General features: G+C 44.4%; 23 protein-coding genes. 3 read left to right on the top strand and 20 right to left on the bottom strand.

Translation table 11 applies throughout. The features are described from left to right. Positions 1 to 2: 2 nt before the first annotated feature. Genes fliI through fliF form a run of 4 tightly spaced genes read right to left on the bottom strand, consistent with a single transcriptional unit; the run spans position 3 to position 4,735 of the window. Positions 3 to 1,460, bottom strand: a complete 1,458-nt coding sequence (gene fliI, locus VC178_RS04110) for a flagellar protein export ATPase FliI (protein ID WP_215320162.1) — start codon at positions 1,458 to 1,460, stop codon at positions 3 to 5. Beyond that, on the bottom strand, positions 1,457 to 2,104 hold the full coding sequence (locus VC178_RS04105) for a FliH/SctL family protein (protein ID WP_323481683.1): 648 nt from the start codon (positions 2,102 to 2,104) through the stop codon (positions 1,457 to 1,459). Before VC178_RS04105 ends, fliI begins: the two co-directional genes overlap by 4 nt. A gap of 1 nt (position 2,105) precedes the next feature. Beyond that, positions 2,106 to 3,116: a flagellar motor switch protein FliG gene (gene fliG / locus VC178_RS04100; protein WP_088524978.1), complete on the bottom strand. Its 1,011-nt coding sequence runs from the start codon at positions 3,114 to 3,116 to the stop codon at positions 2,106 to 2,108. Then, positions 3,116 to 4,735 carry a flagellar basal-body MS-ring/collar protein FliF gene (gene fliF, locus VC178_RS04095; protein ID WP_323481682.1) on the bottom strand — a complete coding sequence of 540 codons (1,620 nt, stop codon included), beginning with the start codon at positions 4,733 to 4,735 and terminating at the stop codon, positions 3,116 to 3,118. The genes fliG and fliF overlap by 1 nt, the downstream gene beginning before the upstream one ends. A 252-nt stretch (positions 4,736 to 4,987) precedes the next feature. Between fliF and fliE the strand changes: the two genes are divergently transcribed. Further along, positions 4,988 to 5,368, top strand: a complete 381-nt coding sequence (gene fliE, locus VC178_RS04090; RefSeq protein ID WP_323481681.1) for a flagellar hook-basal body complex protein FliE — start codon at positions 4,988 to 4,990, stop codon at positions 5,366 to 5,368. Between the two features lie 28 nt (positions 5,369 to 5,396). Here fliE and VC178_RS04085 read toward each other — a convergent pair whose 3' ends face one another. The 14 genes from VC178_RS04085 to VC178_RS04020 all read right to left on the bottom strand — a co-directional run bounded on the left by VC178_RS04085 (position 5,397) and on the right by VC178_RS04020 (position 16,629). Continuing rightward, complete coding sequence (locus tag VC178_RS04085) at positions 5,397 to 5,711, bottom strand: hypothetical protein (protein WP_088524981.1); 315 nt, start codon at positions 5,709 to 5,711, stop codon at positions 5,397 to 5,399. Positions 5,712 to 5,805: 94 nt separating this feature from the next. Next, entirely contained in the window at positions 5,806 to 6,072 is a 267-nt protein-coding gene (locus tag VC178_RS04080) for an EscU/YscU/HrcU family type III secretion system export apparatus switch protein (RefSeq protein ID WP_088524982.1), read from the bottom strand. After that, complete coding sequence (locus tag VC178_RS04075) at positions 6,065 to 6,970, bottom strand: flagellar hook-length control protein FliK (RefSeq protein WP_323481680.1); 906 nt, start codon at positions 6,968 to 6,970, stop codon at positions 6,065 to 6,067. The genes VC178_RS04080 and VC178_RS04075 overlap by 8 nt, the downstream gene beginning before the upstream one ends. A gap of 11 nt (positions 6,971 to 6,981) precedes the next feature. Continuing rightward, positions 6,982 to 7,281, bottom strand: coding sequence for a flagellar protein FliT (locus VC178_RS04070; RefSeq protein ID WP_215296727.1), 300 nt, complete (start codon positions 7,279 to 7,281; stop codon positions 6,982 to 6,984). Between the two features lie 172 nt (positions 7,282 to 7,453). Then, positions 7,454 to 8,104, bottom strand: coding sequence for a response regulator transcription factor (locus tag VC178_RS04065; protein WP_323481679.1), 651 nt, complete (start codon positions 8,102 to 8,104; stop codon positions 7,454 to 7,456). 78 nt (positions 8,105 to 8,182) lie between these two features. Next, on the bottom strand, positions 8,183 to 9,484 hold the full coding sequence (locus VC178_RS04060; RefSeq protein ID WP_323481678.1) for an EAL and HDOD domain-containing protein: 1,302 nt from the start codon (positions 9,482 to 9,484) through the stop codon (positions 8,183 to 8,185). A 176-nt stretch (positions 9,485 to 9,660) separates the two neighbouring features. After that, on the bottom strand, positions 9,661 to 10,047 hold the full coding sequence (locus VC178_RS04055; RefSeq protein ID WP_215296724.1) for a hypothetical protein: 387 nt from the start codon (positions 10,045 to 10,047) through the stop codon (positions 9,661 to 9,663). Between the two features lie 183 nt (positions 10,048 to 10,230). Then, the gene (locus tag VC178_RS04050; RefSeq protein WP_088524988.1) at positions 10,231 to 10,437 is read right to left on the bottom strand and encodes a hypothetical protein; all 207 of its coding nucleotides are present in this window, start codon (positions 10,435 to 10,437) and stop codon (positions 10,231 to 10,233) included. 25 nt (positions 10,438 to 10,462) lie between these two features. Further along, the gene (locus tag VC178_RS04045; RefSeq protein WP_088524989.1) at positions 10,463 to 10,813 is read right to left on the bottom strand and encodes a hypothetical protein; all 351 of its coding nucleotides are present in this window, start codon (positions 10,811 to 10,813) and stop codon (positions 10,463 to 10,465) included. Positions 10,814 to 10,882: 69 nt separating this feature from the next. Continuing rightward, on the bottom strand, positions 10,883 to 11,929 hold the full coding sequence (locus VC178_RS04040; protein ID WP_255534249.1) for a fumarylacetoacetate hydrolase family protein: 1,047 nt from the start codon (positions 11,927 to 11,929) through the stop codon (positions 10,883 to 10,885). 130 nt (positions 11,930 to 12,059) lie between these two features. Continuing rightward, the gene (locus tag VC178_RS04035) at positions 12,060 to 13,676 is read right to left on the bottom strand and encodes a hypothetical protein (RefSeq protein WP_323481677.1); all 1,617 of its coding nucleotides are present in this window, start codon (positions 13,674 to 13,676) and stop codon (positions 12,060 to 12,062) included. 59 nt (positions 13,677 to 13,735) lie between these two features. Then, on the bottom strand, positions 13,736 to 14,134 hold the full coding sequence (locus VC178_RS04030; protein WP_323481676.1) for a CBS domain-containing protein: 399 nt from the start codon (positions 14,132 to 14,134) through the stop codon (positions 13,736 to 13,738). A 391-nt stretch (positions 14,135 to 14,525) separates the two neighbouring features. After that, entirely contained in the window at positions 14,526 to 15,596 is a 1,071-nt protein-coding gene (locus VC178_RS04025) for a L,D-transpeptidase family protein (RefSeq protein ID WP_323481675.1), read from the bottom strand. Then, positions 15,580 to 16,629 carry a tetratricopeptide repeat protein gene (locus VC178_RS04020; protein WP_323481674.1) on the bottom strand — a complete coding sequence of 350 codons (1,050 nt, stop codon included), beginning with the start codon at positions 16,627 to 16,629 and terminating at the stop codon, positions 15,580 to 15,582. The genes VC178_RS04025 and VC178_RS04020 overlap by 17 nt, the downstream gene beginning before the upstream one ends. A gap of 282 nt (positions 16,630 to 16,911) precedes the next feature. Between VC178_RS04020 and VC178_RS04015 the strand changes: the two genes are divergently transcribed. Continuing rightward, on the top strand, positions 16,912 to 17,727 hold the full coding sequence (locus VC178_RS04015) for an SPOR domain-containing protein (protein ID WP_323481673.1): 816 nt from the start codon (positions 16,912 to 16,914) through the stop codon (positions 17,725 to 17,727). An 81-nt stretch (positions 17,728 to 17,808) separates the two neighbouring features. Continuing rightward, positions 17,809 to 18,711: a M23 family metallopeptidase gene (locus VC178_RS04010; protein WP_323481672.1), complete on the top strand. Its 903-nt coding sequence runs from the start codon at positions 17,809 to 17,811 to the stop codon at positions 18,709 to 18,711. Here VC178_RS04010 and VC178_RS04005 read toward each other — a convergent pair. Both VC178_RS04005 and VC178_RS04000 read right to left on the bottom strand, forming a co-directional pair. Next, positions 18,708 to 19,172, bottom strand: coding sequence for a bactofilin family protein (locus VC178_RS04005; protein WP_215320144.1), 465 nt, complete (start codon positions 19,170 to 19,172; stop codon positions 18,708 to 18,710). The genes VC178_RS04010 and VC178_RS04005 overlap by 4 nt on opposite strands. A gap of 9 nt (positions 19,173 to 19,181) precedes the next feature. Next, positions 19,182 to 20,084 (bottom strand): AAA family ATPase, encoded by a 903-nt coding sequence (locus VC178_RS04000; protein WP_323481671.1) that lies wholly within the window; start codon positions 20,082 to 20,084, stop codon positions 19,182 to 19,184. Positions 20,085 to 20,249: the final 165 nt, after the last annotated feature.

Raw genomic sequence — 20,249 nt, 5'->3', positions numbered from 1 at the left:
GCTTAGCCTTGCTGCGTAATAATCTGATTAAGCTGCTCAATACTTTCCTGGGTGTTGCACTGTGTCGCAAAATCTTGCTGCAAGAAGCTTTCAATCATTATGCGTTTCTGAATCGCTTCATCCAAAACGGCATCCGCTCCAGGTACATAAGCACCCACATTGATCAGATCTTGATTACGACTATATTTCGAGCTGAGCTGTTTGAGCTTACGAGCCGATTGTTGATGTTGTGTATCCACAATACTATGCATGACGCGACTAATCGACTGCTCAATATCAATGGCTGGGTAGTGCCCTGCTTCGGCTAAAGTTCTATCTAGCACAATATGGCCATCTAAAATCGCTCGTGCTGAATCGGCAATCGGATCTTGTTGGTCATCACCTTCTGTCAAGACAGTATAAAAAGCAGTAATCGAACCACCACCAACATCACTATTGCCAGCACGCTCAACCAGCTTAGGGAGTTTTGCAAATACCGAAGGCGGATAACCCTTAGTTGCAGGCGGCTCACCGAGAGCCAAAGCGATTTCACGTTGCGCCATAGCAAAGCGGGTTAATGAATCCATGATCAGCAATACATGTTTACCTTGACTACGGAAATGTTCTGCAATCGTGGCTGAATAATTTGCGCCTTGCAAACGCATGAGGGGTGAAGCGTCCGCAGGCGCTGCAATCACCACGGAGCGTGCCAAACCAACCTCACCCAAAATATGTTCAATGAATTCTTTTACTTCGCGGCCACGCTCACCAATCAAGCCGACAACGATGACATCAGCATCGGTATAGCGGGCCATCATACCAAGCAGCACACTTTTACCAACGCCGGAGCCTGCAAATAGGCCCATCCGCTGACCACGTCCTACTGTCAGCAGACTATTAATTGCCTTCACACCAACATCTAAAATTGTGTCAATCGGAGCTCGCTTTAAAGGATTAATCGGCTCTGACTGCAAAGGAGCAAAATGATCCGCCTGTAGAGGGCCTAAGCCATCTAAAGGCACGCCTGCGGCATCAAGTACACGACCTAAGAGATGATCACCCACTGGCAAGCGGGTTACACGAGTTTCACTCTGATTAGAATCGTCATTGAGATCAAAGGGCTTATGAAATTGTGAAGTACGCACTGGCATAGACTTCAAGATCACTTTAGCGGCTGGAGCAATGCCTTCGATATTGCTTTGAGGCATCAAAAACAAGCGTCCATGATCAAAACCAACGACTTCGGCTTCAACCTGCTGTCCATCACCCATTGGAATCACGCAAACACTACCAATCGGTAAAAATATGCCGCCCGCTTCAATCACTAAACCAGTCACCTTCGTGACACGTCCAGCCACTTCAACATTATCGACAGTCGATACTGCGCTAGAGCAATGACGTAAATAATTACTGAGAAGCCCATCTAGATTCAGGTGAGCATGATCACTGCCGATTGAATCTAAGGGGTTCGCAATGCTCATGATTTTTCCACCAGCCAATCATGGTTCTGACCTAAGGCATCACAAATTAAGCGCCAGCGATTTTCATGCGTAGCATCTACGGTGTTGCCTGATGTTTCAATGATGCAAGCGCCACGCTCAATCCGAATATCTTCTTCTATCTGCCAATTACTTAATTCAGCTTGTAAATATTTCTGCACAATCTGCACATCCTCAGGGTTTAACTTGAGATGGAGTGGCCCTTCGCTATCGATCAGGCTATTGGTAGCTTGTCGCAATATGGGTAAGATGGCTTCTTGATTGATCTTGAGATGCTCTTTGAGCATTGCTTTAGCAATATCTAGAGATAAGGCTAATACGTCTTCACACAAGACCTTACTTTTCTCTTTGGCGGTATTCGAAAATCCATTCATCAGATTTTTCAAATCGGCTTGTTCAACTGCCAATTTTTCATTCGCCATATTCATGCCGGCTTCGTGACCGCTTTTCATGCCACGGTCATAGCCATCCAAATAGGCTTTATCTAAAATCTCCTTGATTTTCTCAGGAGAAAAACTCATCGATTGAGCAGGACTAGGTTCGGGCTTAACAGCCGGCTTAGTTGGGATCAGATCACTAAAAAAGGATTCGCCTATTGCTTTAGGCCAGGCGCGAGAAGTTTCCATATTAGAGATAATCCTCACCGCCTCCGGCACCTGGCAACATCACTGAGCCATCTTCGATCAAGCCCCTGACAACAATCAGAATTTCTTTTTGCTGTGCTTCCACTTCAGAAAGTTTGACAGGGCCTTTGTTTTCTAAGTCGTCGCGCATCATATCGGCTGCACGAGATGACATGTTCTTGAAGATCTTTTCACGCAACTCAGCGCTAGCGCCTTTGAGAGCAGTTACCAAGGCATCAGATTGAACGTCACGCAAGATGGTCTGAATACCACGATCATCAATGTTGATGATGTCGTCAAAGGTAAACATTTCATCATTAATCTTTTCTGCAATTTCAATATCGTATTCTTTAATGCGATCCATCAGCACTTGCTGCGGAGCTTGGCCAATATAGTTCATGATGTCTGCAGCCGCACGAATGCCGCCAATTTGTTTTTTAGTGGAAGTCTGAGCTCCACTCAATAAACGGGCCAGTACCACATTTAACTCTTTAAGTGCCTGTGGCTTCACTTCTTCCAAAGTAGCAATACGCAACATCGTATCTTTGCGTAAATCTTCATTAAACAAGGTCAGAATTTGAGAAGCCTGCTCAGGCTCAAGATGCACCAAAATCGTGGCGATAATTTGAGGATGCTCATAACGGATAAGATCAGCGACAGCTGTTGCATCCATCCACTTGAGGTTATCAATACCCTCTGAATCTTTATTTTCTAGAATGCGCTCAAATAGACCTGAGGCAGTTTCTTGCCCCAATGCCTGAGTTAAGACATTGCGGGTAAACGAATCGGTGTCAATATTAAGAGAGGCGCCTTCACCGGCATAGCTAAAAAAATCCCGTAGCGTATCGGCTACCGTAGCCTGCTCAACCCTACGTAGGGTAGTCATGACGGCACTTAACTTTTGCACATCTCGTGGAGAGACGTGCTTCATCACCTGTGATGCACCCTCTTCGCCGAGAGCCAACATCAAAATAGCAGCTTTAAGAACGCTACTTTCGTTTGGATTTGTTGCCATTAGCTATTTCCTACCCAACCCGCAACCACATCAGCTACTACTTTTGGATTTTCCTTAGCCAAAGCTTGAATGGTCTTGAGGTCTTTTTGATATGGCGTCAATTTTGGTATGGGTCTGCCATTTTCGTCAAGACTATCATCAATCACAGGGGCCTCATCTGGCGCCAATAAATTGGCTAGCATCGGTTTAATTGCTTTGCGATACATAATGAATAGCACGATTAAGCCGACCAGAATTTGACCAATATTTTTGGCCATTTCGATATACACAGGATCTTTCCAGACTGGCAATTCAGATACATCGGCCTCTTTAGCAGGGGTAAATGGGGTATTCACCACGCTTAAGGTGTCGCCTCTCGTTTCATTAAAGCCCATCGCTTGTTTAGCCAAATCGATAATCTGCTGCTTTTCAGCATCATTTAAAGGGCGTGTAGTAGGCTTGCCTTCAGCATCAACATCAGCCTTGTTATTAACAACGATGCCTACTGATAAACGCTTCACTCCGCCCATGGATTTTTGGGTAAACGAGATCGTTTTATCAATTTCATAATTCGTAATCGAATTTCTTTGCGTGCTCATCGGATTTTGAGCAGCAGCATTATTGGCTCCGGCGCCGGCACCAGCAGCAGCGCCGCCAGGAGCAGCATTATTGGTGGTGTTCAGAGGAGCCGTTGCATTTGCGGGAGGCTGATTACTTAAAGCACCTGGTACGCCACCATTGGTTGATCCTGAAGGCACAATCGATTCATTAGTCTGCAAGCTACGTATAACGGCAACCTCAGGCTTTTGATTTGGCTTATAAATTTCATTAGCCTCTTCGGTATTTGAAAAATCAATTTCGACATTCGCCTCAGCCCGCACATTTTTCTCGCCCACAATTGGGGTAATAATCGCTTGTACTCGCGAGACAATATTTTTTTGCAAGTCCTCAACATATTTGAGTTGGTTTGCATCTAGAGTTTTTGAACCGCCCTTTTTGGCATCAGAAAGCAAGCTACCAGTCTGATCAACGATATCAACACTGGCTAGACTTAAATTTGGGACGCTACTAGAAATTAAATGGGCTATTGCACTGACTTGATTTTGGTCTAGGGTACGACCTTGCATTAACTTCACTAAAACGGATGCCGTTGGTTTTTGCGCATCACGCACGAACACGGACGTTTTAGGGATAGCTAAATGGACTCGAGCACCCTCAACCCCAGAGATGGATTGAATACTGCGCTCTAATTCACCCTCTAAGGCACGTTGAAAGTTGACCTGTTCTACAAATTGAGAAACTCCAAACTTTTGGTTTTCCAGAAGCTCAAAGCCAACATTGCCCCCTCTAGGCAAACCCATAGCTGCTAGTTTTAAACGGGTCTGGTACACCAATTCGGCTGGCACCAGAATGGAAGCACCACCATCCGCTAATTTATAAGGAATGTTTTGCTGTTCTAAAACAGACACGATGGCACCGCCATCTTTATCGTTGAAATTAGAGAACACGACCTTATATTTAGGTCCCTGACTCCAGATCCAAAAGACGGCCATGATTGCAATCACCGCAGCAATACCCGCGGACAGCAGCACTTTTTTACTAGTGCCCTGCAAATTTAAGCGCGCTAACAAGCTTTCCATAACAATTTTCCCGACCTACTAGTGATATGAAAAGGCAGATTGAAGATCATTCTGGAAACTGATAAGATCGGTTTTTTGCATGATTTGTCCAATACGCCCTAAATAAATATGATGTTTAGACGTCATTATGAATAGGGAAATTTCATTTCAATTGAAGGAATAAGGCCTTTTTTTCCTTCTTATTGCCAAAACTGCCGCCATTCTTTACTGCTACATTACTTCCATTGAAAAGTTTCAGTGAGGAGTTCCATCATGAGTGTCGGCGCTATTGATTCAGGGCGTATTCAAGCAATGTTGGCCCAATTAAAGGCTGCGTCTTCTGCCGCCCCTGCAAACCTAGCTACCCCAATTCAGGGCCTAGATAGTATTAAGGGTATTAACAACGGGGATGGCCCAAAGTCTGCCCCATCGATTGATTTTGCTACCGCACTGAGGTCATCTCTTGATCAAGTAAACCAAAGCCAAACTAAGGCAGTTGAGCTAGGTAAAAACTTTGCTCTCGGTGACGATAGCGTCAATCTCTCCGATGTCATGGTAGCAACACAAAAGGCCAGTCTGTCATTTCAAGCAACTGTTCAGGTTCGTAATAAGCTCGTTTCCGCCTATCACGACATCATGAATATGCAGGTGTAATACCCTGTCACCAGTGTAATAGTGACAATTAGCTCGTTATCTTTTGTTGGGTAGCCTCAGTCAACTCAGCACGCGAGTAATGAGAACCCACAACATCACCCACTAGATAGACGATCACATCTACAGCAAAGTTTCGTAACTGCGCTCTGCTGGTAAAGGTTTTTCCCATGGAGAATAAAGCTAATACTTCCTTAGGGTTCACAGATCTGAGCTTGGGGTGTAGCGAATTGCACATCTCCATCATATGCACTAGGGCTTCGCCCGCATTTGCATTTTGCATAAAATGGGCGTTATAAGCAGCGCTCATTTGCAAAATTAGGGTGCTCTCAATGGATACAGACATATTCTCAATTCATGCAATATAGGTTTGAAACTCAATGACTATGCTCACTACTGATATTTTAGCAATCCATTACATTACTCTATCAGGTAATTCCCTAAGCCTGCTTTTCGAGCTGATATAGCCACGCCAGAATTTCTGCTACCGCCTGATATAAAGCCGGCGGTATATTCTCATCAAGATCAACCTGCATGAGCAAGCCCACCAGATCCTTTGATTCATGAATATAAATCTGATGTTCTTTTGCCTTGGCAATGATTTGCTCGGCCACTAAGCCCTTCCCGCTTGCCAATACCTTAGGGGCAAATTCACCATGCTCATAAGTCAAAGCTACCGCCTGCTGCAAATTCTTGGCCTTATCCATGTGCGATGACCTCCATCGCTTTAAGCTCCTGACCATTAGCATTAAAGGTATTCTTGAGATCTGATAATTCTTGTTTGAAGAGATTTTCAGTCTGCGACTTCTCAGCTTTAAGTTGCACACTTAAGGCCTTATCCCGCAAGGTCAGACGAGCCTGCACTTTACCTAAGTTGGGTAAATCTAACTCAATCACACTCACAATGGTTTGAGCGACACCTTCCTCTGAGACCGTTTGGGGTGACTGCTCTTCCTCGTAAGTCAATTGCCAATCCATTGGCTGCCCTGGCCAAATATTGCCGCTCCAGCGAATCGTCTGATTCTCCAAAGCATCTAACTGTTTATTCACAACTTGTGACGCATTAAAGTTAGGACGATTTTGAGGCTCTTTCATCAATGTATTTAAAGGCCACTTCCCTTTAGCAAAATTCGCCAGATGGGATTCATAAAAGAGCCCGCTCATGATGATGGCGTTTTGCAATTGGGCTGCCGTGAGTTGTGAGTTCAAGGGGCTTTGCATTAAAGGGGGCAGCAAACTCTCTACCTTCGAAAGCTGTCCTTGTAACTGAGCTTCGTCTTGCAATTGTGTAATCAGCAAGCTAGTGCCGCTCAAAATCACATTCTCAAAAGCAGATTGATTAGCACCAGCACTTAATAATAGAAAGGTAGGGTTTGGATCGCTGCCGAGAAAGCGAAAATGCAGTACATCCCCTACTGCAAAATTACTGCCCAGCTTCATGCCGAATACTTGTTCACCAATTTGTACCTCAGCCGTTCCAGTAGGATCAAAAGAAACAATTTTTCCGACGTACTCTAGACCTACCTTGAGGGCAGGCTGGCTAGACTGCCCGGTTGCCGTTGGCGCGATTGCTGGATTGATACCACCAATCGGATTGATAGCCATGAATGATCTACTTATTTCTTGAAAGACTGGCCATTCATGATGTCAGTCAAGCGCAACATCCACGGCTGCATTAAATCCATAATTTCTTTATCGTTAGAAAGGATGGTTTTAAGGCAAGCAATTTTTCGCTCAAGAGCTTCAGGAGTAAGCGGAGCTTGCTCACCATGCACCGGAATTTGATGAATATAGCCCTGACACAAAATCTCTAATTTACCGTAGCCATCCCAATCTTTTTGACGAGCAGCTTGCAACATCTGCTGACTGATTTCAGTCACAGCTTCATAGAGGGAGAGCATATCGCTATTGGGCATTAAATTTTTGACTTGTAAAAGCGATTGCGATGATCGTAAGAAAACCTTGTTTATCGAATATAGATACTACAAAACTTTGAGTCTAGACAATTCCAATATAAGACCTGTAAAAGCGGTTTAACTAGATTAATTAGGGACACCAATAGCAACTTTTATACTGCAAAGACCCGAATTAAGCCAATAAATTGTTTTTAATTGCGTAATGCACTAATTCTGCATTCGTTTTCATACCCATCTTTTTCAGCGTACGAGTGCGGTACATGCTGACCGTTTTCGGCGAAAGGCTGAGCTTTTCAGCAATTGCATTAACGGTCAATCCAGTAGCTACCATCATCATAAATTGATGCTCGCGGTCAGATAGACATTGATGCGGGTCTGCAGCAGTTTGGGCATCCCCAAAGCGTTCCGCTAAAATTTCTGCAACGACAGGGCTGATATATTTTGCACCGGTTGCGACGCGACGAATCGCTAAGACCAACTCCTGAGTGGGTTCACTCTTCGTGATATAGCCCAAGGCACCCGCAGATAAAACCCGAGCCGCATACTGAGAAGGTGGATGCATTGAGAGCACCAGAATCGGTAGCTTTTGATTATTGCGACGAATCGATTTAATGACCTCAATACCATTGCGGTCCTGCAAATCAATATCGAGCACCAAACAATCCAATTCTGGATTATCGGCTAATTTAATTGCCTCTTTGCCTGACTTGGCCTCGGCCACAACCACGATACCAGGGTGTGTATTGAGCACCTGGACTAGACCCTCACGAATGATCGCATGATCATCTGCAAGGGCAATACGTAGGTGCTTCATTAATGTCATAAAAGCCGTCTCAATTTAGGTTTATGACATTCTAACGAAATCTACAGAATTGCCGAAAATGACAAAATTACCAGTACATCAGCCCTTCACCGCACTCATCTGCCGATCAAGCTCATTGGTCCAATGGATTGCCTGAAGCTGCAAATCCGTGAGAGATTGTGCTGAAATTCCCAAGTGACTCCTAGAGGCTTCCATGCGACCAAAGTCAGCTGCCTCAATCGCATCCGTCAAGACGAGTAATTGACCCAAAATACCTTCATGATGCAAGAGCGCATTTTGCAAATGCTCAGCTAGGTGAATATGCTTGAGCACTTCTTCCAAAGTTTGACCGGTGACCTTGTGCGCCAAAGAAAGGAGGCCCACTACAAAAGCCTGATCACTTAATCCTGGCTGAGTAATATCCTCATGCTGTGAGAGTAGTTCAATTAAACGAGCACGGTTCACGACACGGCGCTGGAGTTCTGAAGTAGCGGCATTCCCTGCTTCTGTGTAGATGAGGAGCAACATCCACTGCAATAGTTGCTTTTGGCCCAAGGTAACCAAAGCCTGACGTACCGAACTAATTTGTAAATGCCCTGCTACACCAACAGAATTGACTAAGCGAAACAGTCCCAATGTGAGATCGGGGTTGGCCTTAAACAGAGGCTCTAAAGTCGCAATGCCCTCATCCTTAAATAGGAGTCCGACAATTTTCATTAGGCTGACTTGCAATGCTTGCGGTTTTTTACTGCGCATCACTAGAGGCTGGGAAAAATAAGGTCCGCTAAATAAACTAAAACCCTGTGCCTTACAAGCTGCTAAATCTTCACCAGTCTTAACTTGCGTTGCCCAAAAAATCGGGTTTGCTAATTGACGAACCCGGCTCATCAAATCAGATGTATTTTCAGGTGAAGTGTTTTGGAGGTTTACCTTAACAATGTCAATCAAAGGCAAAATAGCGTCGATATTCTCTACTACGCCCTTTGCTGGAGTTGCATCGCTCAAGCTAGTATCTATGAGCGCAATCCGAAATCCAGCAGTTTTTAGGTCTTGTAAGCGCTTGAGCATTTCTGCATTGAGAGAAACGTCTGGCAAGATTTCTAAAATGATGCGCTGCGCAGGCAGAATCTCCAGGGTATTACTCTTGAGTAACTTCTCAGTGACATGAATAAAACCATCGGCTGAACCGAGCACGCCTTCTAAACCAAAGTGACTCATCGAATTGACAATCACTTGGGTACTTGTTGCTAAATCATCAGGTCGCCCTTCATCTACGCTTTCACGGGAACGGAAAAGCATTTCATAGGCCATCACCCTGCCCGAGCGATCAAACACGGAATTGCGCGCAAGAAAGATTTCGGAGGTGCTTAAATCCACAGAAGACTCAGTAGTCGCAATCATATGATCCTTGTTGAAAGGTGCCCCAGCCAGCTAATGGACGGACTTTGGCTATCCTGATAAATAAGCTACCAATGTAGAGGAAAGAGGGGATTTTCAATTCGAAGAATAAGGCCACTTTTTCGGGCTTATTCTCAAGATTCCAGGTTTAACCTGAAACTGAGCCTGATAATTGACTATTAAACCTTGATATTGACCAGGGTGCCTGTACCGGAGGCAGCCATTAACTGAACTGGCAAAGGTGCTTTTTGAGCACCAGGCATCTTTTCGCTATTGTGATACGGGTCAACTTGGCCCGATTTTCTGTACTCATCAAGAGCCAAAGAGGCTGACTTAATTTCATCCGTACGGCTTGACTTGATGGAGTTATCGATCTTTTCAAACAGAGCATCTGGGCTAACGCCACCGCCAACACCACGCAACTCAATTAATGCCTGTTGAGCAGCAACTACATCACCATTGCGCAAAGCAGCAGCCAAAGCGCCCAAGTACCCTTGGCGTGCTTGTGATTCGCTGGCTGATGAATAACTAGAAACAGCAGCCGAAGGTGTTATTTGCATATTCATATAACCTCCTCTAACCTTGCTATCCTTTCAAATCGTGCAATGAAACCTTAAAATTCAACCCGAGCCTACATAACTTACAAGCCCTCACCATCTTTTACGACCCATAAACTCAAAACTTAAGCTCAATGACTAGAAATTTCTAATTATTATGGCTAATGTTTCTTAAGATATTGATTTAATTGATTATTTATTATTATCTAGAGCGGCAATTTGGGCTGCAATATCCATCGATTCTTGGCTAGCTTGCAAAATAGCCTGGATTTTCTTCTTAATGGGATCAGAGCCCGATTCACCAAGAGAGTGCATTAATAACTCAGCATTTAAGCGAATAGCAAGCAATGGCTGACCCAAATCATGCAACAGAGTCTCTATTTCGGTTCTTTGATCCATTGCGTATCTATTTTTGACGGCAAAACTAGTTACAGGTCTTTTTATTGCCCTGCACAACGCAATTGCTGCCGTTGGAATAAATGGTGCGATTGCCGTTCGTCACAGAACTTCCGCCAGGGGAATAGTAGGTGGTAGTGCCGACCTGGGTTTGAGTAGAGCCGTTTGGACCATTCATTACGGTCACGGGCTGGTTGCTATTGGGAGCTCCAGGTACATTACCAGCGTCATAGGGCACCACAACATAGTTGTTATTGTTACCGTAGCCGTTGTTACCGTTATTGCCATGCCCAATATCTCGTCCCCCACCCTCTCTTTGGGCATAGGCGGATGAAGAAATCATGAGAGCAGCGAGGATGATGAATGGCTTGTGCTTCATTAGCTTTTTTCCCTTTTAAGCTTTTGATACCCTAAGACTCTATCCTACTCTTGAATCTAGCTATAGTCCCTAGCCCAAAGTAAATTTGAGCTCTCCCAACTTTTCTACAACGCTGGTGACCACGTCGCCCTTTTTCAACCAAACTTGCTGATCCTTGGGCATATTGGCGATCACGCCCTGTGGGGTACCGGTGAAAATAATATCGCCAGGTTCGAGTGTCCAGTAAGTACTGATATAGGCAAGCAATCTTTGAACATTATGAATAAAGTCAGAGGTATTCGAGTTCTGTCGCATCTCACCATTCACAAAGGTCTGAATTTGCAACTGATTGGGATCGCCTACTAAATCAGCGGTCACAAAGTTTGGCCCGATAGGCGCATATTGATCTAAGGTTTTACCAATCATCCATTGACCACCAGGAAGATCGAGTTGCAAATCGCGTGAGGTGAAATCATTTGCGGTGCAGTAGCCAGCAACATAATTGAGTGCCTCTGATTCAGGAATGTTGCGCCCTTTTTTGCCCACTACTACAAGGAGCTCTGTTTCATAGTCGAGCTTATAAGAAACATCGGGTGCAGGAATCTCTAATACAGAATTATGAGCAGCTAAGCTATTGTCATACTTATTAAACAAGGCTGGAACCGCTGGCTTAGCGACACCCACCTCTTCTGCATGCTGACGGTAATTAATGCCAACACAAATAATTTTGCCTGGATTCTTGAAAAGTCTGCCATAGCGAATTTTCGATTCCGACAAATAAGGCACGCCAGACTTTTCTGCGCCAGCAACCACCTTATTAAACGCGGTGGCGTTACCCTCTTGTAGCAATTGATCCAGAGTGTATGGAGCCGCGATATTGAGTTTCTTCGCAACGGCACGAACGTCAATCACTCCTTTTGTGCTAATGACTCCCATAGTCTCTGTACCATCGCTATTCTTAATGGATAGGATCTTGGCATTTTTGACCATGATGTGAGGACCACTATAGGCCTCTTGCTCTTTGGCAAATTTAAATCTACGCGCAGCAGCATCCGAAGAAAAACCTAGAGTTGAGGCGGCCACAATACCCATTCCAGACAAGGAAAAGGTCTTAATAAAGCGGCGACGTGCGCTCATGATTGCTCCAGCGTGGTAATTGAGTTAGATAGTTTAACGGCTAAATGAGCCACTAATTGAGTCAATATAAGCTCATCACGCAGTTAACAACTTAGCTAATAAGCAGGTTAAAACTCCGTTATTAACTAAATTACTCTTCCTCTGTCACTTCGGCTTGCTCCCAAACGTCCTCATCTGGAGCCAGCTGGGTTTGCGCAACGAAGGTTTTAATAGCCAACAGAGAATCTTGGGCAACATCATCCAAAGTCAATGACCCCAATTCACCAGCGCATAGCTGCTGACATTTTTCTAAGTCGCCAATCTCGGCAGCCTCAGCCAGGGTGAGTAATTTACCTAAAACGCCACTGCGATCTGCAATCGCATCGACAACAACTCCAGGCAAATTGAATTTAGACAAAATCTCTCGGCTGGACTCATCAAAGAGGTTATCAATTAAGGATAATCCGCCAACCAAGAAAGCCAAATCACTCGAGCCCAATCCAGCCCCAGCTGGCAATTTAGCCGATGCTAATTCCATAAAGAATGCTCTGACGCAAACCAATTGTAGTAAGGGGGTAGATTCCAAAGAAACTTTAGCCTTGCTATCTGCATAGAGCAAGAGTTGAGTCCAACGGGTAATCCGCTTAACTCCAGAAATCACTGCAGCGTCTCGAACATTTTCTGGCTTTGCACGCTTCCTGCCAGCATCGACTTCTGCGATCACCATTAAGTGTTTTGCCACTACTGGATTGATCTCAATTTCATCAACCAGCTCGTGGAGTTCAGGCGACGAAAGCAGCAAAGTCAGTAGCTTTAATATCTTGCGGTAGTCATCACCACGATGTAAGGACAGATCTGGATCAGGCTTAATGAAATAGAAGCCCTCATAAGCATCAAAACCCAAGTCGCGAGCCTTATGAAAATCTTCAGGAGTTTCTACATGTGTTGCAATCATCTGCATCACAGCACCATCACTACCGGCTTTTGCGCCTTTTTTCGCAGGCGACTTAGTATCTCTTGGTAAAGGCGTGGCTTTACATAATTCGATCAAGCTGGCTGCATTCTCTACCTGGTGAATATCAAGCTTGACATAGCGAAACTTCGGCAAAATATCTTCAAGACCATCAAATACTTCTGTCAAACCCGTCAGCACAAACTTGTAACCGATGTTCGACATCTTCTCGAGCTTTTCCAGAATCTCAGGCACCTTAGGCGCATCTGGATCATCGGGATTTTTGGCATCCTTCTTACTATCTTTCACAGTTTCATCCGGAGGGACTTCAGTTTTAATCGCCTCCAAGATCTCAGCCAAATCAATTTGCAAAGGAAACTTCATGGCAGGAATGCCGCGCAACTCATCTCCTAATTGATGGGGATGAATTTTGATAAAACCCAGATGCAAGCCAAGTGACTGAGCCACACCCTTAGTCTTGAGTGCGTAGAGCATTTCACTAAGAGTGACTTCTTTGACTTCATTGCCCTCATCATCCCGCAAATTAGCATCTGTAATTTCATCGGGATAAGTGACTTCTGCCTTCGGATCTGCTGCTAAGCGTTTGGCAATTTGCGCTAACACCTCATTACGTTCATTGACCCGCTTTGCCTTCAGAGTAGTTCCCGGGCGAAAAAAAAGTTCATACCCAATGATCGCTTGATCGCGATCGATGATAGGTTCACGTCCTAAATATGAATTTTCAGGCGCAACTTTTTCAGGTCCCTTAGGAGCCTGTACGGGAGCGGACTGCGTTTTTTTACCAAATAGTGCCATTTATTTTCTTACTAAGAAGATTTCCTTTTGAATGAATACGATTTTAAAAAGGTTATGAATCATTTTTTTTTTGAGCTATCCCACTCTTTTATATAACGCTCTAAAAATTGAATCTGACCTGTTCTGTGTTCCAAAGTATCTTTCACCACATCTCCAACAGAAATCACACCCCTGACTTTGCCCTCATCCACTACGGGCAAGTGACGAATTCTTTTGGAAATCATGATTTGCATGCAGTCCCGCAAATCATCTTCATAAGCTACTGAGATGGGGTTTGGGGTCATGACCGCCTTGACTAATACTTCTTTGGCACTCAAACCTGGAAGCAGCACTTTAATAGCGCAATCACCCTGAGAAACGATTCCTACTAATTGATCGGAATCAATCACCAATACAGAGCGCACTAAATTATCGCGCATCAGCTCTAATACTTTGACAACATAGTCAGAGGAACTCACTGAAATCAGTGTATTCGATTTGTTGGCTAAACAGTTTTTTACCATTGGCATACGACGCTTATCCTTTTATATCTTCAGAGCAATATCAGCGCCGGAAAATCCAGCTAGCAACATACATTGGTCATTCATCGATTCTATCCAAGCCATAGGCTGATCCAAACAAAAACAAAAGTCATGCCAACTTATGCGTATATCCTATCCTGATTGGCCTGTTTTTTGTGCAATCTTAGGGAAAATCCTAAAAAAAGGAGCTTAAATCGGGTTCTGTAACTTAGGAAGAAAGGCAAAGAAGCTCAAAACCAGCCCCAAATGCCTCAAGCAAAGTATTTGCTTAGTTCAAAACTGGCGCTCTAAATGCTAATGCCGGAGGGGCTGGCTCATAGCTCAGGAATTAGGTACGGCTCTTGAACTTCAAGTTCCAGCCATTACCGTTTTTATCCCAATACTCTCGGTAGACTGCAGAGCCTTCGCCCTGACCAATCGGCTGGTCAATCACCAAGGTGGATGTCGACTCAGTAGCATAGATAGCCTCGGGCGGACGAACAATTTTCTTTTTAAGGCCTTCTGATCGATATGCGGCAATTTCATTACTAACCTTAGTGGCGCGTGCACTCCAATCAGCTTTCTTGAGCCATTGAACGGAGGGCACTACGGTTACATTAATTTGGCGCTTGCTCGCTAACTCAATAATTTCTCGAACATCATCGTTAGCAAAAGCGAGGCAACCATCAGAAGCCTTAGGTGCCCTGCTGTAAGTATCTTTAGGTACGCCGTGCAACCAAATTCCAGAGCCACTGATATCCAACTTCTTATCAAGCGCATTCGGGAAACTTAACTCCAATGCTCCAGCACCAAAAATAGATCTCAATTGTTGCTTCGGAATTTGCATGGTGACGGAGTACACACCCAGAGGTGATTTAAGATCTCCCTCTTTTTGCTTACCCACGCCTAACTTTCCAATAGTGACGTAATAATCTTTTTCCCAGACTGGGTCACCGTCTTTATTGCGCAAGAGGTAGGCGCGAGAAAGCGATGCATCAATCAAAATGACATCTGCATTTTTAGGCATCTTTAAGACTTGAGCTGGGCGTAGATCAGTTAAATTGGGAATGACTGAGTTTCTTAACTGCAACTCAGACAATAGATTCTGTGGCGCTTCCCCATCACGCACTTCACTCTTGGACTTATTCGCAATAGCCCCGCCAGTCAGCGCAGTTAGCAATTCAGCGCGCATAAATGTTGCTAAACGGAAATTGGGGTGTTCGACTTCAGACTTATTTAAGATGTCCATGGCTTTATCTAAATTGCCATTGCGCACCAATTCTTGCGTGGCCTGCCGAACTGTAGTGTCCCCATTGGCCAAACTAACAACGGGAGTTATACAGATGCAAGCAATCAATAAAAGCTTACAACGCAATTTCAGCGCTCCGCTATCGAGAGGTGAGTTATTTATTGAATTCACGCGCAATTAACCAAGTGCCCTTGTCATTAACCCATTCCAAAAGCTTCACAGAGTTCGTATTGACGTTTGCAGAGTTGTACTTCTGCCTGAAGGTTACAACAATTTTGCCCTTTGATTTAACGACTTTCATAATGCTGATTTCAACATTAATCGCACCCGGCTTGGCAACCCTCTGCTTCCTCTGCTCCAACCAATCTGTATAAGACAATCCCTTATCAGGCGAGAAACTTGGTGAGTAAAAAGCCAAATAAGACTTGACGTTTTTGCTCGACCACGCCTTGACCCAATTTTCCATATTGGCAGTGATCACTTCAAGCTCTTGAGGAGTTGGCGCTGTATCTTTCTCAGCTGCCGCAGCCTGAGCCGGAGCCTCTACCACTGGAGTGGCTACAGGACTAGTCTTAGGTGCCTGAAGGCTCGGGGCAGCAGTTGGTGCTAGGGCAGCTGCCTTTGGGGCTTGTGCCACCATTACAGGCTTATCGATTAAATCAGAGCCATTGCCAGCAGCAGCTAAGAGCACAGGCGGGGGAGCTGAATTCTTTTCATTGAGCGCTTTTGCATAGGCCTCTGCTGCCTGTGCTGAATAAATTTTGCGCAAACTTCTGAAAGCTGGAGAGGCAGTATTTAAGGCTTTTTCTAACACCTTCCGTGCCTGGTCTTTTTTATCCATTCCCCATAAGGCAACTGCATAGTTATTAGCCACGAGGAGATTAGAGCTATCCTTTGAATAGAAAGGCTCTAAGAGATTGGCGGCTTCTTGCCACTGACCCAACATTAATAAAGCAGAAGCTTTGGTATTGGCATAGTCAATGGGCGATAGATCTTTTTTGAGTGACTCGGCCTGGGCAAGCGCCGCTTTGGAGTCCCCTTTTAATAAGAGATCTTCTATTCCTTGGGATGACACATAAGCAGACGCAGGGCTAATACTGATCAATGACAGTAATAAAGCACCGTAGAGGCATTGCAATAGTTTTTGCGATAGGCACAACTTTCTAGCTCTCAAGGGATGGACTTCAGTAAAAATGGATGGCATTAGGAAAAAGGGGCATTAAATCCAATCGATTTTAGCATTTTCATAGAAATTATCAATGCTGATAGCCCTTTAGAGCATTTATAGCCCAATTGCCCTCTTTAAAAAGCCTTATCAAAATAACTCCTAAAAAGGGTTTTGTGCCTATTTTTTACCCATTTTTTGTGAGCATTTATCTGTCTTTTCAAAAGACTTCAAGTCAAGCATCATGAACTGACAACTACATTAAAATAGCCTTGATCGGCAATCTCGCAATACGACCCAGCTTCTAAGGCCCACAAACCCGTGAAATACCTCCTCGCGCTTCTCCTGTTATCCACGCAACTGGTTTTTGCTCAAAATATAGAGGGCGACAAGCAAGGCGTTATTGGGATCCGCTACACCAAAAATGCGGAGGGGATGATTGTGGTTAAGCATGTCGAGGACAAGTCCCCGGCTTCTCAGGCGGGCATTCAGGTCAATGACATCATGATTAGCATCGATGGATCACCCCTTAAAGGGATGGATCCAGCCAATATTAAAAATGTGCTGCGTGGCAAAGTTGGTAGCACCGCTGAAATCAAGTTGGAAAATTCTCAAACCAAGAGTGAATACTCCGTTAGCGTAGTGCGTAAGGTAGTGCATTTTGGGACCAGCGAGACCCCTAAAGACTCTTCAAAGAGCAACCCTCAGGCTGAGATCAAAAATACTGATAAAACTGAACCAGCTCCAAAAGCAGCAGCACCTAAAGTCAACATCAAGCCTGCTGAGAAAGCACCAGCAATATCCAGCCCACCTGCGGTAGCTGCAGTACCAGCGCAAACCTCTTCTAATGCTGCCCCTGATAAAGCTTCTACAAGTAGTGCTAGTGACTCCAAATACTTTATTCAAACAGGTGCTTTTTTTACCAAAGAAATTGCCAACGATCAGGTGACTGCATTTAATCAAAAAGGCTACACCAGTTTTATTGATCCCGCGAAAATTAATGGCAGCAATATCTATCGCGTTCGAATTGGGCCCTTAGCAACACAACAAAGTGCAGAAGCACTATCCAAAAAATTGGCTAGCCAAGGCATTACAAACTCCATCATTGAAGCCTCGCAAGCAAGCTCTAAGAACTAATCGAGTCACATTATGCAAATCATCTGGATTTCGGGGGCAACCTCCCACTACAGAAAATTTAATATCACCAAAACTCAACTAATGCGTTTTGCTGCTGCACTCGGTCTGTTGTTCATCATGATTGGTAGCGCCATCTATTTCATGGGCTTTAGGGTTGCGATTAAATTTGATCCAGGTATGGCACGTGATATGGGAGGCGTGATTACTTCAGAAGAGCTATACCATCTTGAAGAAGAATATCGCGAAAAACTCAGCAAGCTCCAAGGCTCTTTAAAGGCTATGGACCAAAAAATAGATGTGCTTAGCAAGATAAACGAGCAATATGCTGCACTGGCAACACCACTGCCGATGAAAGAAAAGCGCAAAGACAGAGAGAAAGAGAGCGAAGCCAGCACTGGTAAGGGCGGTCCTTATTTACCACTCTTTCCTTATCAAATTCGTTCTGAAGAAAATCCCAGCCTGCGAGTAAGCATCAACCAAACGCTAGAGTCTTCAGAAGGTCTGAGTAAAAAAATGCAGTCCCTCAAAGAAATATGGCTTGAGAAATACGAGCGCTTGATTCCATTGCCCACAAAACCACCTCTGGCCGCTGGTTATGGTTTAAGTAGCAACTTTGGTGCACGCGTAGACCCCATTACTAATAGTCCTGCCTTTCATCCTGGCATTGATTTCAATGCCAAGCCCGGCACACAAGTATTAGCTGCAGGTAATGGCGTTGTCACCAAGGCAAAGTACGATGCAGAATTAGGAAACGTCATTGAGATCAAGCATAGCGAAGGCTTCACTAGCCTCTATGCGCATTGTCAGAAACTCTTAGTAAGCCAAGGAGACACTGTTAGTCGCGGTCAATTAATTGGAGAGGTCGGCAATACTGGCCGCTCGACGGGACCACACTTGCATTTCAGCGTTTATAAGAATGGCGCCCTACTCAATCCGATGGATGTGTTGGCTTTTACTAAGCCAGCAGCCAACAAGGAAAACTAAGAAGAAATACCGGCGTCCTGCTTGATCTTATTGATCGTATCTTGCAGCTGCGTCGCTGAATCAGGTGTCGTGTTCGGCTCTGCTCTTTTAGAAATCATCTGGCCATTGAGGGTAGCACCAGGCTCAATTCCAATCGTGTCGTAAGTCACATCTCCATGGACATTGGCGGTTGCGTGTAACTCTACTCTCTCATGCGCGTAAGTATTGCCATTCACCATACCCGCAATGAGTACGCGAAATGCATAAATATCGCCATGTACCTCACCACCCTTGCCAATCGCTATCGTAATTCTTTGGCCAGCACGCTCTTCAATATTGCCAAATATCTTGCCATCCACTCGCACGCTCTCGGAAACCATCAAGGCGCCATGAAATTCAGTAGCAGCGCCAACAATCGTGCCGAAAGATTCAATCTGAGGTTCAGAGAACTTATGTTCATTATTTTTCTTACCGAACATCATCACACCTCTTTAGTTTTGCTTGCTGAGAAAAGCCGGAATAGAAGTATCGGCAGGACTCTGTTCGCTCGCTTTAAATGCTTGCATTTGAGAACGAGCCTGCATACCAGATATCTTTTTGTTCTGACGGTAGCGATCTAAGATCAAAATACCTTTGCCTAGACCAGAATAAATAGCGCCTAATTTAGAAGTAGGCGCTTCGCGCTCACGCTTCTTATCCAAAATCTGTTGTGCAACAAACTCACCGAAGCGGCAGAAGTAAGTTGAGATAGTGGCATTACTGGAGACGCAGAAAAAATCTTCATAGACGAAGTTATCAATTTCATTGGCGCGCAGTACTGGCGGGGTTATATAGCACATACCTAAAGAGGCAAGATTGGTGGAGATGCTAGTTTCTGCAAAATTGGTCTCGACTCTACTAGGCACTGCCATGATGATTTGTTTATTTTTAGAAATCAAAAGCGAATTACGCAATACATATTCCAAGATAAAAATTTCAGTACTCGCTAATTCAAACTTAGAGGTTGAAGTAGGAACCAAAACAATATCGAAATCATGCATAAAATTTTCAGCCATATTTGGCGTCCAAGTGAGGTCAGAAATACTGACATCAAAACCTGTTGAAAATTTACGCAATGAAGATCTAGCACTCAAAAGAGTCATGCCTGCGCTTTGATAAGACATTTCAGCGCGATAGGTCTCAATACCAATATTGGGAGCTTTTTTAATCCAAGCAGAAGATGAGCTCTGCTCATCGTAGTCAATCAATGAAATCTTTAAGCCTTTTTGAAGAGCTAGGTACGCAGCAAGATTGGCGGCAATCGTACTTTTGCCAACCCCACCCTTGCGATTTGTTACCAGCACTTTTATCGTTTCCATGACAATCACCCGCTCTGCTTTACTGAAATAGGACATTTATCCTATTGCTATGCATCACAATTTGCAACAAATTTCTCATAAAAATTAAGGAATTGCAGATCAAACTTCAACTTAAAAACACACATTGAAGCGCAAGAGCATGTAAAAGTCAGTATTTTCCTTACAGAGGTTCATGATTAGGGCACTGGATCGCCTGATCAA

The sequence above is a fragment of the Polynucleobacter sp. AP-Sanab-80-C2 genome, from assembly GCF_035012965.1.
Classification (GTDB): Bacteria; Pseudomonadota; Gammaproteobacteria; order Burkholderiales; family Burkholderiaceae; genus Polynucleobacter.
The sequence above is the reverse complement of the archived record's forward strand: the minus strand, read 5'-3'. Positions and strand labels throughout refer to the sequence as shown.